The organism is Vibrio hannami (assembly GCF_029589055.1).
In the GTDB taxonomy this organism is placed as follows: Bacteria; Pseudomonadota; Gammaproteobacteria; order Enterobacterales; family Vibrionaceae; genus Vibrio; species Vibrio hannami.
Window position 1 is genome coordinate 1 of record NZ_JARQZP010000002.1, and the last position, 16045, is coordinate 16045.

14 protein-coding genes are annotated in these 16045 nt (G+C 41.7%); 6 read left to right on the top strand and 8 right to left on the bottom strand.

All coding sequences use genetic code 11. The annotated features are described in order from the left end of the window. Window positions 1–421 precede the first annotated feature (421 nt). Complete coding sequence (locus tag P7F88_RS00985) at window positions 422–1051, top strand: glutathione S-transferase family protein (RefSeq protein WP_277821499.1); 630 nt, start codon at window positions 422–424, stop codon at window positions 1049–1051. A 67-nt stretch (window positions 1052–1118) separates the two neighbouring features. On the opposite strand, the gene P7F88_RS00990 is transcribed toward P7F88_RS00985, so the two are convergent. The 5 genes from P7F88_RS00990 to P7F88_RS01010 form a co-directional block, all read right to left on the bottom strand. After that, window positions 1119–3038, bottom strand: a complete 1920-nt coding sequence (locus P7F88_RS00990; RefSeq protein ID WP_277821500.1) for a RecQ family ATP-dependent DNA helicase — start codon at window positions 3036–3038, stop codon at window positions 1119–1121. 224 nt (window positions 3039–3262) lie between these two features. Then, on the bottom strand, window positions 3263–4543 hold the full coding sequence (locus P7F88_RS00995) for a rhodanese-like domain-containing protein (protein ID WP_277821501.1): 1281 nt from the start codon (window positions 4541–4543) through the stop codon (window positions 3263–3265). 3 nt (window positions 4544–4546) lie between these two features. Then, window positions 4547–5167 (bottom strand): histidine phosphatase family protein, encoded by a 621-nt coding sequence (locus P7F88_RS01000; protein WP_277821502.1) that lies wholly within the window; start codon window positions 5165–5167, stop codon window positions 4547–4549. After that, window positions 5115–5840, bottom strand: coding sequence for a zeta toxin family protein (locus P7F88_RS01005; protein ID WP_277821503.1), 726 nt, complete (start codon window positions 5838–5840; stop codon window positions 5115–5117). The genes P7F88_RS01000 and P7F88_RS01005 overlap by 53 nt, the downstream gene beginning before the upstream one ends. Beyond that, the gene (locus P7F88_RS01010) at window positions 5830–6654 is read right to left on the bottom strand and encodes a 3-deoxy-manno-octulosonate cytidylyltransferase family protein (protein WP_277821504.1); all 825 of its coding nucleotides are present in this window, start codon (window positions 6652–6654) and stop codon (window positions 5830–5832) included. Before P7F88_RS01010 ends, P7F88_RS01005 begins: the two co-directional genes overlap by 11 nt. A 216-nt stretch (window positions 6655–6870) precedes the next feature. Between P7F88_RS01010 and P7F88_RS01015 the strand changes: the two genes are divergently transcribed. From P7F88_RS01015 to P7F88_RS01025, 3 genes are all read left to right on the top strand, one after another. Further along, window positions 6871–7242 (top strand): PilZ domain-containing protein, encoded by a 372-nt coding sequence (locus P7F88_RS01015; RefSeq protein ID WP_277821505.1) that lies wholly within the window; start codon window positions 6871–6873, stop codon window positions 7240–7242. Between the two features lie 150 nt (window positions 7243–7392). Continuing rightward, window positions 7393–7779, top strand: a complete 387-nt coding sequence (locus P7F88_RS01020; protein WP_277821506.1) for a DUF2061 domain-containing protein — start codon at window positions 7393–7395, stop codon at window positions 7777–7779. 73 nt (window positions 7780–7852) lie between these two features. Beyond that, complete coding sequence (locus tag P7F88_RS01025) at window positions 7853–8353, top strand: GNAT family N-acetyltransferase (RefSeq protein ID WP_277821507.1); 501 nt, start codon at window positions 7853–7855, stop codon at window positions 8351–8353. 5 nt (window positions 8354–8358) lie between these two features. On the opposite strand, the gene P7F88_RS01030 is transcribed toward P7F88_RS01025, so the two are convergent. The 3 genes from P7F88_RS01030 to rraB form a co-directional block, all read right to left on the bottom strand. Further along, window positions 8359–9147, bottom strand: a complete 789-nt coding sequence (locus P7F88_RS01030; RefSeq protein ID WP_277821508.1) for a glycosyl hydrolase 2 galactose-binding domain-containing protein — start codon at window positions 9145–9147, stop codon at window positions 8359–8361. A gap of 100 nt (window positions 9148–9247) precedes the next feature. Further along, window positions 9248–11242, bottom strand: a complete 1995-nt coding sequence (locus tag P7F88_RS01035) for a methyl-accepting chemotaxis protein (RefSeq protein ID WP_277821509.1) — start codon at window positions 11240–11242, stop codon at window positions 9248–9250. A 190-nt stretch (window positions 11243–11432) separates the two neighbouring features. Further along, window positions 11433–11849, bottom strand: coding sequence for a ribonuclease E inhibitor RraB (gene rraB / locus P7F88_RS01040; protein WP_277821510.1), 417 nt, complete (start codon window positions 11847–11849; stop codon window positions 11433–11435). A 525-nt stretch (window positions 11850–12374) separates the two neighbouring features. On the opposite strand from rraB, the gene arcA reads away from it, so the two are divergent. After that, the gene (gene arcA, locus P7F88_RS01045; protein ID WP_277821511.1) at window positions 12375–13595 is read left to right on the top strand and encodes an arginine deiminase; all 1221 of its coding nucleotides are present in this window, start codon (window positions 12375–12377) and stop codon (window positions 13593–13595) included. Between the two features lie 556 nt (window positions 13596–14151). Continuing rightward, on the top strand, window positions 14152–15597 hold the full coding sequence (locus tag P7F88_RS01050) for a YfcC family protein (RefSeq protein ID WP_277821512.1): 1446 nt from the start codon (window positions 14152–14154) through the stop codon (window positions 15595–15597). Window positions 15598–16045: the final 448 nt, after the last annotated feature.

The following is a 16045-nucleotide window of genomic DNA, read 5'->3' on the forward strand; positions in this document are numbered from 1 at the left end:
GCAATTTAATTAACAAGTCTCTATGTCTTGCTAATTCCATACACTTGGTGATTTGCATCACACTCCGTGTCGGTGGATGCGCATTATAGGGAGCTCTCGAGATTGCACAAGCCTTTTTTTGAATATTTTTTTCAACCGCGCAATTATTAAACAAACAGCATATTTATTGGGCAAAAACATCTATATAAAGCATAAAATTAGGCTTAGGCCGTGATATCAATTGCCTTTTCATCTGTTCAAATAGACCTCTCACAACAACTTATCTGATTTGATATTGCCTAATCAGGCTGATCATTAGACTCTTGCATCGACTCATGTACTTTACCTTTAAAACATTAAAATTGCACACAATATAATTGATTGCAATTTTATTTAAGCATTGTTAGAGTAAATACATATCCCATTATTAAAAGGTCAGCTAATGATTACTCTACACCACCTCAATAAATCACGTTCAAAACGCATTATATGGTTACTGGAAGAGCTACAGGTTCCTTATCAGGTTAAGGCTTATCAAAGAGTCCCGGAGACTAATCTGGCTCCACCAGAATTAAAGGAAATTCACCCATTAGGTAAATCTCCGGTTATAGAAGAAGGTGGGAATGTATTAGCAGAGTCAGGAGCTATCACAGAGTACCTTGCAGATAGATTTGCATCGGAATCTCTGGTTCCGGCGAAAGACTCAGATCAGTATCAGCTTTACTTGCAGTGGCTACACTTTGCTGAAAGCTCAGCAGCGCTTCCTCTTTTATTGCATTACTTCCTGAAAATAGACGGCAGTGAAACACGTTTTCTGGATGGTTACAGCAAGCAGGAATTGGCCCTGATTTTAGGTTACCTGAATAACCACTTAGCGGAAAACAAATGGCTTGTTGGCGAACAGTTTACTGCGGCGGATATTCTTCTTTCCTTCATTATTGAAATGTCAGCAGCACTTGGCTTGCTTGAAGAGTACCCGGCACTTCAGTCCTACTTGAAGGCACTAAACGAAAGGCCAGCAGCACAAAAAGCGGCTGAACTTGAAGCTGAGTATGACAAATCAACTAGCTAAGAAAGCTATTCAGTTAAAAATCAATGTGAATAGGGGCTCAATGTGGAAGTGCATTGCGCCCTGAGCACTAGAAGTTACCTTCAATCTCTATGACTTTTGCTTCAACAAGAGCAAATGGATAAGCTTCTAACTTACTGAATCCTTCCATTTTACTGGCTTTTAACTTTGTACTAAGTGGTGTTGCAATACCACATAGATAACGAGTAATTGCTTTTGACGATAGTTCTAAGTCACTTGCCTGCTTGTAAGGCCGAACCCATTGCACCAACAGTTCATTATTTATAGTTGGCAGCTCTATATCTGTGAGACTGGCAATCCTTCCCTTACAGACAGAGCAGTGACCACACTGCTGAGGCGCTTGGTTATCTGAAAAATAATTCGCAAGTGAATAACTAAGGCATTGCTTGCTCTGGAAGAAATCAACCATCGCATGAATTCGGTTTATCTCGTTTCGCTCCTTCTGTGAGAAAAGCTGATAAATAGAATCCACCAGTTGCTGCTTTTCTATAGTTCTGTTTACTACCTTATAGACATCCGTAATCTGCTTGCTTTCTAACTCAATCCAACCTTTTTCGTTAAAGTAGTCGATAGCTGCAACTACTCTTTTTCTATCTGCACCGTAAGTCATCCAAAGTGCATCGAAATCCAAACTGTACCAGGTTCTCGCCTTTTTGGAACACTGAAAGATGGCTTCAACAAAAGAACGTCTCTCATCAGAAAAACGACTTACGATTTCCTGCTCACTACTAATAAGCTTAAATCGATAGTCTGCGAAGTAGCTGTACTGGGATTGAATAATGTTATGCAGTTCGAGATACACCAGCAAAGTTTTTAACGGTAGCTGCCGTATGTTGCTATCACGGGAAAGCTTACTGAGCATCACCTCCCAGTCACTCTCGCATGCATAGATCTGTTCGATAACATAAGCTATTGCCGATTTGTCTGGAGTATCTCCATAAATAAAGTTTTCCAGCGTGTTTAATCCATTGGTATTCGCCAGAATCGTGCACTCAGAATGCAATCCATCACGACCTGCCCGTCCGATTTCCTGGGAATAGTTTTCTATCGATTTAGGTAAATCAAAATGGATAACTCGGCGAATATCAGACTTATCAATCCCCATTCCAAATGCGATGGTTGCTACAATGCACGGCGTGTTGCCCTGCATAAATTGTTGTTGTATTGATTCTCGAATATCACTGGAAAGCCCGGCATGATAAGCCGATGCGTTTATCCCTGACCTTTGTAGTGATTGAGCAACCTGTTCTGCCGTTTTTTGCAAAGTCACGTAGACAACCGTTGGAGCCAAAGGGTCATGCTGAATCAATTCAAGTAGTTTAGATGCTTTCTGTTCTTCACTGCTTGGAATCACTTTTAATTCCAGATTACTGCGATAAAAGCCTGTAACTGTCACCGCATCCCGATCGATATTAAACTTGCTCGACATATCAGATATGACTTCTGGCGTAGCAGTAGCAGTGAGTAAAAGCACCTGAGGAATGTTCAGACTTTGACGGTAAAAAGGCAGCTTAAGATAGTCTGGGCGAAAATTATGTCCCCACTCAGAAATACAGTGTGCTTCATCGACCACCAGCAGAGAGATAGGTACTTGTGAGATAAACTGCCGGAAACGCTCATTCTTGAGGCGCTCTACTGAGATCATCAATATCTTAAGCTCACCATTTCTGGCTTGTTGCATGATTCTTTGAGTTGTTTCCCTGTCCTGAGAGGAATCAATACTGGCGGCAGCAATTCCTTTGCTCTGCAGAAAGTCCACCTGATCTTTTATCAAAGCCAGAAGTGGAGATATAACCAGTGTCAGATGCGGCAATTGTAAGGCGGGTAGCTGATAGCATAAGGACTTCCCTGAACCTGTTGGAAAGATAGCCGCAGCAGAGCGTCCATTCAGAACATCAGTGATCACCTTTTCCTGTCCGGTTCTTAGCGTATCAAATCCAAAATACTGCTTTAATGTCTGCTCTATCATAACCTTATGTGCCTCAATACCTTAGTCAACGACCAGAAGCCTATATTAATACAGATCGCTCAGGAGCTTTAGCTTATTAGGCGTATTACTTTTTGGAGATGTGCAGCTTTACTAGCATTTGGATCATGATGATCCAAATGCTAGTAAAGCTGCACATCGTGAGAAAATATCTTTGACGCAGCCCAGTCAAAAAAGCCTGTGTGATAAGCACAGGCTTTGATTAGTTATCTGGGTTCTCCAACTTCGACCGGGTTAGCGTCATCCATACTCCATTCATACCAGCCACCATCGAATACGCTGACGCTTTTCCATCCCATTACATGGGCGTAGAAAAATGCTTCTGATGCACGCCATCCTGTTCCGCAGAAAAAGGCAACATTCTGGCTTTCGTGAATCCCCCATTCCGACCAGTTCTTGCTGATCAGATCAGCACTTAACATTGTACCGTCCGGATTATGGAAGTCTTCCATATGATAAGGATCCGAACCTGCGTGCCCCCAGCGTGAACCTTTAATACGGCCAGCTTTTTCGATATAGCTATAACCGCTGGTTGTTCCGGTAAACTCATCCCAGCTGCGAATGCTCACAAGTGAAGATTTTTCTGGGTCAACTAAAAGCTGCTTAGCTTCTGGAATATCAATCGCGTATTCCGGTTTAGCTGGTACATCGATACCAAAATCAACAGGCGAAGCCTCATCATTCATCAGGGGTTCTGTAGGATTACCATTTTGATTCCAGGCACTCCATCCACCATCAAGGACACGCACATCCTTAACGCCAGCATACATAAACAGATTTGCAGCACGAAAAGCCGCTATAGTATTTCTGTCGTAAAGAATAACCGTTGTGTCGTGGCGAATACCCATCTCTTCAAGAAGGCTCTTAAGCTTATCCGCTGATACCCTGTTCCAGTTATTCTCTTCGGTTTCAAGCAAGTTCGTATTCAGGTAAAGTGCTCCAGGAACATGGGAAACCAAATGCTTGGTAGGCGGTCCCCAGGCAACCGCCACCACTTTAAAACCACCAGCAGGTTGAGCGACGACATCTTTTCCACTAATGAGGTTAGCTAACCAGCTCGCAGAGACAAGTTGCTCATAGTTATCAAGTGCTACCAACTTTTTGGAGTATTCAGAGACAGGTTGTTCAATGGTCTGTACATTTTTAAAACCTAACTGAGCCAGCTTATTTTTGAGTTCATTCTGAGATTCCGGGCAACCATACAGATACGTCACTTTATCTGCTATCAGGCCACGCATATTCAGCTGATGAGAGATTGCTTCATCTGATAACATAGGTAACCAGCTTGCTGAAAAATTAGCAGCTCCGGGAATATGCCCACCTACTTTTTCACCCTGCTCTGGCCATCCGTTGTAAAATTCACTAGCACGGCAATCAATCACCTGAGGATTCGATTTGTCCATTGCAAGCTGTTCAAAACTCGCAGCCATGGTCGAAAAAGGGATATTTAAAACAGTAGCCATCAATAGTAATAAACGCTTATTCATAACTTATGGCTTAACGCCCCACTCTACTACATTCCATTTTTCATCCTCAGTTTTTTCAATTACAACTACGCCGCCGGTAGGCACTTTTAGTTCCAGTTCGGAATAGTCGCAATCAATTACAAATGGAAGAAAACGGAGTAGCCCGTTACTGGTTACCACCAGCACGTCTTCACCACTATGGTTTGCACTTACTTCCTGAAGAAATGTATGCCAGTCGTTTTTAATCTGCTCTACATCGACATCCCATGCAGTGGGTACTGTCGCATCTTTATCCCAGGCCGCTAACGCGTCTTTTCCGACAGCTTCAACAATGTCTGCTTCAGGCATTCCATCGTGCTCACCATAATCGAGCTCGTTAAATCGCCCATCGATGGTAATCCTGGTTTTATCGACATTCAGAACATTGTTGATTAAGTCTGTACTCTGAATGTGTCTTTTTAGTGGGCCACTGAATATGTGGGAAACCTGGTAGCCATGATCTTTGATGTACTGACCTGCTCTGGTGCCTTTTTCAGTCTCGACAAGGTCAAGATCTGTACGTTTACCTACGCGAAGTAACGTATCGCCTTTTTTAAAGGTGTTGCCATGTCTGACTGCTATCACTCGTGTTGAAGTTAAGCTCATGTTGTGAATAAACCTTAATAGTAAAATGCTGTTGATACTTGTTTAGCATGCTCTGCAGCAACTTATAGCGTTGCTCAATATACTCGGGTGGCGTGTATCTCTCTCCATCCCGTTTCATGTTTTCTGTTTGTGCTCTGTTTAATGCAGTCTCGAGAGAGCAATCAATAAAAATAAACTCTATCTGATAGCCATATGCTTTCTGTATTAAGAGATACAGGTCTAAGTGCTGTGAGGGAGTTGAACTATGCTCAAGAACTACGTTCACACCTTTATCTGCTGCGCGATTTAGCAACTCATATCCAATAACCCTAGCAAGCAACTCACACTTTTCGAAGGCTCGCCTGGGATCGCTTTGGGCTATACGATGATAAAAGCTCATTCGCTGCATGATGTTATCAAAGGCGATATCAAGACTGTCGACAAAGAGATGGCTATGCGCCTTAAAAAAGGTACTTTTTCCTGAGTATGGAATACCAGAAATAACAGTCAACTTTGGTGACTTAACTGGCTTAACCCCACTTAATTCCCGGTCGATAAGTTGATTGAATTCATGCTTGGCCTCCCTCAAAGACCAGTCCGAATCAGCGATATTAAGAGAATAAAACAGGCTATCCAATTCAGAAAAATGATAGCCTGCAACACTCTTAGTTATCTCTGAGAACTTATCCGGCAAGGAACTCAAACTCCCCGCACTGTTCAATGATTGCCTCAGCTCTTGCTATGTCTTCAGGACTATCGACACCACTCATGCCAACTCGCCCTTGATAGCCTACTTCTACCATTTTTATTGGTGTTTCATTTTCAATAAAGCGCATCTGCTCAAGACCTTCGCAAGCTTCATATACACCTTCGTCCCAGGTGAAGAAGTTTTCCAAAGCTTCATATGTGTAAGCATATAAACCTATATGTCTTTTAACCGGCGACAGAGTCATTTTATCGCGTAGAGATTCTTCTTTACGCAACACCGGAAGAATACTTTTACTGAAGGTAAGCGCATAACCACTGCGATCGATCTGAACCGTTGTACCGCTGTAAGGTGTAACCTTTTTCACTTCACGAAGCTTATCCAGCTCTTCCCAGTTTAGAGGAACATAAGCGGTATAAACGCCTGTAGTTTTACTCTCTAACCATTCATCAATCAGCGCTGTAATAAACCATGGAGGACAAAGTGGGTTATCGCCCTGAAGATTGATAACAAACTCTGGCTTTTGCTCTAGATGCTTAACCGCATCCCAGCTGCGATCAGTACCGCTTTTACAGCTTTCTGAAGTCATTACAGAAGCAATGCCATTTTCGTGACAGAAGCTTTCAATTCGAGCGTCATCTGTCGCTACTACATAACTACAGCTCTCATATTGGCTGCTGACATAATTCGCAATAGCTGCTACCCGCTTAATCATCTCAATACCGCCAATCTTCAGCAAAGGTTTGCCCGGTAATCTTGTACTACCGTATCTGGCTGGAATTACTATTAAAATCTGGCTCATTTCGGTGCCGCTCTGTCTATTTGAATGAGCGCTATATTATCACAGCTCATCACTCATGTAGCCGTTGAAAGGTATTTGCATAAAGAAGGACTAAATCCTGCTTAGTTACTCAGATATTGCGCACAACCAAAGTTTAATTATTTGACTATACTGACAATAGCATCTGCGAAAGTGGAAGCTACTGTCTTTTAATCAAATTGCTCTGGAAGACTCATCATGAAACAAGATCTAAACCATGAAAGACGCCAGTTTTACAGGTTACGTTATCCTAAGGCAGAGAGACCTTCTATAGAGCTATCAGGTCAAATATTCCAGGTGTGTGAGATTTCAGAGCTTGGAATGCGCTTACTATTCCGTAGTGAAGACCCTGTCCCATTGGGCGTGAAGATCAATGGAGTGATCCATTTTTCAGACAGTAAAGACGTAGAAATAGAAGGCATTGCCCTAAGGCAACATAGTGGTGAGGTTGCCGTAAAACTCTCCAAAGGTATCTCATTGAAAAGAATGACCGACGAGCAATTAAGGCTTCTCAGAGAAGATCCCGGTTATTACTCTGGTCTTCAGATGCACACTCATAAAATAAACTAGCCTGGTTGTCCTGGACCATCAACACACTTCCGTCATCTGATTTAGTTCATTGGTTTTCTCTATTGAATTAATAATTCAATTTTCTCTTTACTTAATGAGAATAATTATCAATACTATTTGCATCAAGTAAACGAAATAGAGAACACCGTTATGATCAAGACAATTACTTTTGCAGCTATCCACTTCACTATAGCAACTGCTGTCGCTTATATCTTAACTGGTGACATACTAATTGGCAGCTTGATAGCGATGATAGAGCCATCAATCAACACTGTTGCTTTCTACTTCCATGAAAAAGTTTGGCAAAAAGTTCCTTTCTTGAAACGCAATGAAAGAAACACTCAGGTAAAAACAGCAAGCTTTGCCGTAATCCATTTTAGCGTAGCTTTTACGGTGACTTATTTATTAACTGGTGATGCATTTATCGGTGGTGTAATGGCTACGATTGAACCTACTATCAACTCATTCGCTTACTACTTTCATGAGAAAGTCTGGATGCGCAGCAAAGCAGTACCAGCACATGGTGCCATTGCTTAGTACCGGCCGCTCTCTTGACTTCGGTGCCAGCCAGGACTAACTTGGTTGGCATCACCCAATGCAAGAGATAACAATGGATTCCATCTCCCCTTCCAATCTAACCATTCGCCCAATAGAACGCTCTGACAATGCTGCTGTTGCTTCTGTGATAAGAGAAGTTTCTGCAGAATATGGATTGACCGCAGACAAAGGATACAGCGTTTCTGATCCAACTCTGGATTCTCTTTATGAGGTCTACAATCAACCAGATTCTCGCTACTGGGTAATAGAGTTCTCAGGTAAGGTAGTTGGTGGGGCAGGTATCGCACCACTAGCAGGTGAAGATGGTGTATGTGAATTGCAGAAAATGTACTTTCTTCCAGAGGCCAGAGGAAAAGGCATAGCAAGTAAATTAGCTGAATTATGCTTTGAGTTTGCTCGCGGCTCCGGTTTCACACAGTGTTATCTTGAAACAACCAATGAGCTAACAGAGGCAATAATGCTCTATCGCAAGCTTGGCTTTCAACTAGTTTCAAAGCCCATGGGCAATACCGGTCATACAGACTGTGAAATACGCATGCTTAAACAACTCTAAAGGGATTAAACCGGATAGTGACTGACGCTCTTTTCTGGATTCAGTTCGACCTGAAGAGTTCGCTTCTCTCCATCTAACTCAACTTCAAGAAAATAGAAATTACTTTCCTCTTTATCACTTCCTGTTATTGGAGCTTCTACCTGAAAAAGTGCACTACATTGATTTGATCTGATATCCATCGGGATCTGTAACGTCATACCATTAAAAGTCACCGATGCAGAAACAAGCCCAGCGTTGTATACCTGATAAAACAGGTCGACTTTAAATTCACAGCCACCGCCGTGATGCCAGATCTGTTCAGTTGCAATATGATCCAGCCTTACATTACGAACAAACTGGAGGTAAGGCGCTTCCCATATTCCCATTCGACGATCTCGTTTATCTGGAATAGCCGCACCTAACGGACAGGCAAGATCTTCTTCTAACAGTAAATCGTCCTCTTGCTCCAGAAACAAGATTTCAAATCGATTTCTTCCCGGATTCAGATATCGCTTGATCTCTTTTTTGTAGATCAACTGAGTACCATCACAATCCAACACCGCCTCACCGTTTACTCTCACTTCACTGAAATAGTCAATCCCCCCCACTAAAAGATCAATGGCAGGAAAATTCAGCATGGCATCATCCACCTCAATATCGTGCATTAAATGCCATTCCTGCTGAGTAATTTGATCTTCATTCATTGATGCCGGTAAAACAGAGCTCAAAGGTGCTGGAACAAATATGTCATCTTGAGGAATAGAAAGGTCGGTAAGAGGTGAAAGTTGCCAGTAACCGGCAAGAGATAACTGCATATTAGATTGATCTGAATCAAATTTGTTTAATTATACGGGCAATTATACAAATTGATCCAGATCATTTTTGTTTTCTGGCTAAAGACTTTTAGCTTACAAGTCAGAGTTTAAATTGCGATACCAACTCCGATTGTTCCGTTGATAACTTATTCAGAGATTCACTGTTACGAGCAACTTCCTGCGAGTCTCTGGAAATATTTGTCGCCATATCAGATATACCAACAATATTCTGTGCAACGTCTTTCGCTACCGCGCTTTGCTCTTCTGATGCAGTTGCGATTGAACGGCTCATATCATTGATAACACTTAGTTTTGCGACCATATCCTGTAGCGTATCAAAAGTCTGGTTTGTCTGCTCTACAGACTGCTCAGCATGACTCATATTGGACTCAACAATGGTTACGGCTTGCTTCGACTTCTCTTGCAAGCTCACAATCATGGTGTTGATTTCATCAGCTGACTGCTGGGTACGAGTCGCCAGAGATCGTACTTCATCCGCAACAACAGCAAATCCTCGGCCATGCTCTCCTGCCCTCGCCGCTTCAATAGCCGCATTCAATGCCAGTAAGTTAGTTTGCTCAGAGATAGCCTGAATCACTGTCAGAATCTCACCTATCTGAACAGATTCACTAGATAAACCCTGAATAACTGTTGTCGCTTCAGACAGAGATGACTGAAGTTCGTTCACAAACTCCTGGTTTTTCTGCATGTTTTGCATATTCCCATTGGCAAGCTGAACAACATTGTCTACTTCGGAACTGGTCTCTACAGCATGTGAAGCAACTTCATGTACCACATGCTCCATTTCCGTCACCGCGGTAGCAATTGAATCAGTCTGTTTTTGTTGCTGATCCACATCGTTACTGGTTTGCTCACTCATTGTCTGACTTTCGCTAGCAACATCACTTAAGGTGTTAGCCGACTGTTGAATCTGGGCGATTAAAGTACTTAACTGGTCGGCAAGTTGATTAACATGCAAACCTATCTTGCCTAACTCAGATCGGAAATCGATATCAATTCGGTGGGTAAGATCGCCGTTTTCTAACTGTTTCAGGTTTTTAATAATTTCGATAAGAGGCTTGCGAACCGCAAGTACTACAGTATATGCAACACCAATTGCGATGAATGCCGATACCAAAACTAATACAGCATTAAGAGTCAAAGAATCAGAAGAGTCTTGTTTTGCCGAACTTACCGCGTTCTGCGCGATACTTCTTATCTCTGCAATCAAAGCTGTTGAGTCAGCAATCACTTCATCCAACTCAAGAGCGATATGAGAAAGTCGTTCATGGCTTTCATCATTCATAGCAATATATTTCAAATGCAGCTGTAACAACCCGTCAGGCTCAACGACAGCTTTTTCGAGTAGAGACTCGTAAAAGCCCACAGTTTCTTTACTAAATGGCAGCTCCTTTATAATTCGGGCTGACTTCTCTTTGAATCTCTCCAAATATGCGTTGAGTTCTTTTTGAATCGCGATTGCTTGCTCTTGGTTCGAAGCTGCTAGAACTTTCTGGATATAGCTTTCCGCCCCTTTACCCTGAGTCTGAATAAACTCAATATCCCAGCTAGCCTGCTGGTTACCTTCGGCATCGAATAGCAGATCTTTCATATCTTGTTGGAAAAATAGGAATTCTTCCTCAAACTTATAAAGCTCTTCAGTGGACAGTCGACGGGCTTCGATACGTTGGTCATGCAAAGAGAGGTGCGCTTCTGCATCATTTAAAATATTTACCGCGACATCCTGAATCTCCATCAGAACACCTTGCAATTCCTGATAGCCTGCAAGGCTCTCTGTCAGCTCCGTTATAACCTGATAATAAGAGAGAGATGCTTGTTCAAACGCATTACGTAACTCACTTCTTCTCTCTTCAGATTGGCTGTTAGCATGCACTAACATCGCACGATTGGCATTTTGGATGTGCTGAACCAGCACATTGGACTCATCAAGAATCTCAGTCAAAGTAGAGGCAGTTAAGTCAAGCTGTTTTGCCATCTTAGATTGGGAGTAATAGGAAGAAACACCTATGGTGATAACAAAGACAATAACAACTGAGAATCCTAAGATTATTCTCTGTATTAAAGATAGGTACATAGTTACCTCAACGCAGCGCGAAAAATAAGCTAATAATTTATAAGGTTATTTTATAACTCTTAGTGAACATATACAGTATAGCATCTATGTCTGACACTACTGTTTCGGCATCTGTTCACTTTACTTTAGCGCACTGACGTTAAGGTTAATTGATATTTAGATTTGTTATAATTTTAACGTTAACCGAAGATTACTCTTCTTCATCTTCGTCTTCTTCATTATAGATGGCATCCTCACCTTCGTAGTAAGTACCCCAACCATCATAAATAATGTCGTATTTTTCAGCCAGGTGAACCAGCTTTTCAACCTGAGCATCTATCACTTCTGCATCCAGAGCAGATTCCATTGTGGCATCACAACACAGAAGTTTATTGCCATCTTCATCTTCAGTTTCTTCTGCTTCAAGAACCTCGAAGCCCATCTTAAACGCTTCCACAACCGCTTTCTCGAGTTGTTCAAAGCTTTCAGCAAACAGATGATGCTCTATCTCATAAAGCGAATCCGGCTCACTACCATCTTCAAGAAGCGCCGCAATAATATCGCGAGTTTCTTCTTTCTGGATTTCAATTAATTCTTCAACCGTTAGGTACTCATCTTGCTGAGACATACTATGCTCCGGAGTTCTGCAAAATTGTTAGAGGAAAGTCGCGGTGAAATATCGCATGTATTGCACCAAATTTCCACCAGCAATGAGCTTATCGCTTATCTGATTTCTATGACTTCGAGGATTTACGTTGCTCGATTGAAACAACTAACGAGAGAGCAAGCTAACTTTAGAACAATATCGTTTTTGAGCCTTTGTATAAGTAGATAGCAAAAATGACAGAATATCCCTTGTTGATGAATAGAATTTGAGCTTTCAATTCGGTCTGTTAGCTTTTATTTACGGCAAATCATTTGGTTAGCCCTTAATAATCTCCATAAAACAAAAAAACTCTCAAAAGCATAAAAACTCAGTTCACCTATATTCACTCACGAACGTCACATCGAAGTAAAAACCAAATAAAGAAAATAAATTAGAACAATTAACGAAATAACACAATATATGCAGATAAAAATATCACCAGGTGCGCTTGATAAATAGTTTCATACTTGCCATAAAGTAGAAAAGGAAACGTTGTAAGGAAACATAATGAGTAAATTGTACGTAGGCTCAGAAGTCGGCCAGCTTAGGCGCGTTCTGCTTAATAGGCCAGAAAGAGCACTAACCCACCTGACCCCCTCTAACTGCCAGGAACTGCTATTTGATGATGTTCTCGCAGTTGAAGCGGCGGGAGAGGAGCACGATAAATTTGCTCAGACCCTCCGGGATCAGGATGTCGAAGTTTTTTTGCTTCATGACTTACTTGTTGAAACACTAGCAGTCCCTGATGCAAAAGAGTGGTTATTGATTAATCAGATATCTGACTTCAGATACGGCCCTACTTTCGCAAGAGACCTACGCAACTATCTTTCGGAAATGGATAACGAGCATCTCGCTACTGTGTTGTTAGGTGGCCTGGCATATTCCGAGTTAAAACTAGAGTCTTCCTCGATGCTGCCCAAAATGCATCGACCTCTGGATTTCGTTATCGAACCACTTCCAAATCACCTGTTTACCCGAGATACGTCATGCTGGGTTTATGGTGGCGTATCATTGAACCCTATGATGAAGCCAGCTCGTCAACGAGAAACCAATCATCTAAGAGCAATCTACCGTTGGCATCCGACATTTGCCGGAAGTGATTTTATTAAGTATTTCGGCGACGAAGACCTTCATTACGACAATGCAAATATCGAAGGTGGTGATGTATTGGTTATCGGTAAAGGTGCTGTACTCATTGGTATGTCAGAAAGAACAACACCACAAGGAGTAGAAAACCTCGCTGCTAGCTTATTCAAAGCAGGTCAGGCATCTCAGGTTATCGCACTAAACCTGCCTAAACATCGATCCTGTATGCACCTGGATACTGTGATGACACACATTGATATTGACACCTTCTCTGTATACCCCGAAATCATGACCAGTGAGCTGGACACATGGAGGCTCACTCCTGATAAAGAGGGTGGTATCAACGCAAAACAGCTACCAAACTACGTGAAAGCCATAGAGTCTGCTCTTGATGTCGACCAGCTAAAACTTATTACTACTGGTGGTGATAACTATGAAGCGGAACGCGAGCAATGGAATGATGCAAACAATGTTCTGACTGTTAAACCGGGCGTTGTTATTGGTTATGAGCGCAACGTATATACCAATGAAAAGTATGACAAAGCCGGTATTAAAGTGCTTCCTATCCCAGGGAATGAACTAGGAAGAGGACGAGGTGGAGCTCGTTGCATGAGCTGCCCCATCGAAAGAGATGGTATTTAACAATCTATTTGAAATTTAACAAGCTATTTGATAGTTAAAATACGAATACGCCGCTGGCTCATTGCCGGCGGTTTTCGATCTGGCTCAAAATTTTGATAATTACTACCCGTTTCCATACCAAAGAAAAAATATGCATAGTTTTTCCATTATCTGCATCCCCCCAAAAAGCTTGGTGGTTATTTTTCGCAAATCTCTGCATAACTAAAAATAATCTTTATTTGGATATAACCCAAATCCCTTATGGGGACTGAACTGTTACAACTCAATCCTGAATAACTTGTTAAAAATCATCGCATATAATAAAAAGCATATTCACCCATCTATAACAAAAACAAACCCAAACAAAACCACCATATGAACCAACTGTAAAATTAATATCTAATTTTTATGTGATAAACAGCAAAGTTAACTAATTAATATCTAATTATGATCTTCTCATAGCACCAAAACTTATTTCTTTTAATTCACATTTTTACGCTGATCTAACTGGTTGGCGCGGCGTTTTACACCCTGAATTTTTCCACCCTGAAGAATGTCAAGGTGCAAGGAGATAACGATGACCACACAAGCAATAGATAAACAGGAAAAAGGTGGCTTCCTCGCCAACTTTAAATTCCCTTCCGCTTATACCATTTTATTTTTCTTAATCGCAGTTGTAGCACTGTTAACCTGGATCGTTCCTGCTGGTCAGTACGACAGACAGTTAAACGAAGAGTTGGGAAGAGAAGTTCCAGTAGCTGGAACTTATCAGCCAGTAGAGAGCAACCCTCAGGGGATTGTTGATGTGTTACTCGCACCAATAGATGGCTTTTACGACCACAACTCATATGAAGCAGCGGCAATTGATGTATCGCTATTTATTCTTATCATTGGCGGCTTCCTAGGCCTAGTGACAAAAACCGGAGCGATAGACGCTGGTATAGAAAGAGTTACCCATAAGCTAGAAGGGCGGGAGGAATTAATGATCCCTATTCTTATGGCACTCTTTGCAGCGGGAGGTACTGTCTATGGTATGGCGGAAGAATCGCTACCTTTCTATACGTTACTTGTACCTGTAATGATGGCAGCCAGATTTGACCCGGTGGTCGCAGCTGCAACGGTGTTGTTAGGCGCAGGTATCGGTACGCTGGGCTCTACGATTAACCCATTTGCAACAGTAATAGCAGCAAACGCCGCTGGTATCCCGTTTACTGATGGCATGATTCTACGCGTAATTATCCTTGCTGTAGGCTGGGCTCTTTGTGTCGGTTATGTAATGCGTTATGCCAAAATGGTTCGCGCAGATAAAACTAAATCCATTGTTTACGATAAGTATGAAGAAAACAAAAAACACTTCCTTGGAGATAAGTCAGATGAGGCTCTTGAGTTCACAACAACAAGAAAAGTGATTCTATGCCTGTTTGCTGCTTCATTCGGAATCATGATCTACGGCGTAGCTATTGCTGGTTGGTGGATGGCTGAGATCTCGGCAATGTTCCTTGGTTCAACCATTGTAATTGGACTTGTTGCTCGCATGAGTGAAGAAGAGTTCACTACCAGCTTTATTGATGGCGCTCGCGACCTTCTTGGCGTTGCGTTAATCATTGGTATTGCTCGCGGTATCGTTGTAGTGATGGATAGAGGAATGATCACAGATACTATATTGCACTCCGCAGAGCATATTGTGTCTGGACTGTCTTCAATCATGTTTATCAACGTGATGTACTGGCTTGAAATTCTATTATCATTCCTGGTTCCATCTTCTTCTGGTTTGGCAGTTCTAACTATGCCAATCATGGCACCGCTTGCTGATTTTGCAGGTGTAGGACGTGAGCTTGTTGTTACCGCTTACCAGTCAGCATCCGGCATCGTTAATCTGATGACTCCAACTTCCGCAGTGGTTATGGGAGGGCTAGCTATAGCCCGAGTACCTTATGTTCGCTGGTTAAAATGGGTTGCTCCCCTGTTAGGAATGCTAACTGTATTAATTATGGCACTGCTGAGTGTTGGTGTAATGATGTAAGCAGTTGCAATCCTCCCTTCTGCACAATATTTAATTGCCACCTTCGGGTGGCTTTTTTGCGTCCAGACTCTTCTAATAAAGCCATCATAATTAATTTATTACTAGTGACCTCCGTAAATAACCAGTGAATACATTCGCATTAAATTCAATTAAAAATCTAATTAATTATAAACTTTAAGTTTTAAAAACAAGCACTAAAAAAAACGAAAAATATAAGATCCAGTTCAAACTTTAAAAAATAAACAAGATTGAAAAATCAAATAAAACTCGATATTCAACATAGGAAAACATTAATACTGCATACATTTATACAGATAGAATTCCGGTCGCAAAACCAACAATGAATAATATTCCAAGTATAGTTATTCACACATTAAAAATCAATAACTTAGGAAGCTTCAAATTCTAATAAAGCGCATATAGATGTGTGCAAGCACTATAATAGGAA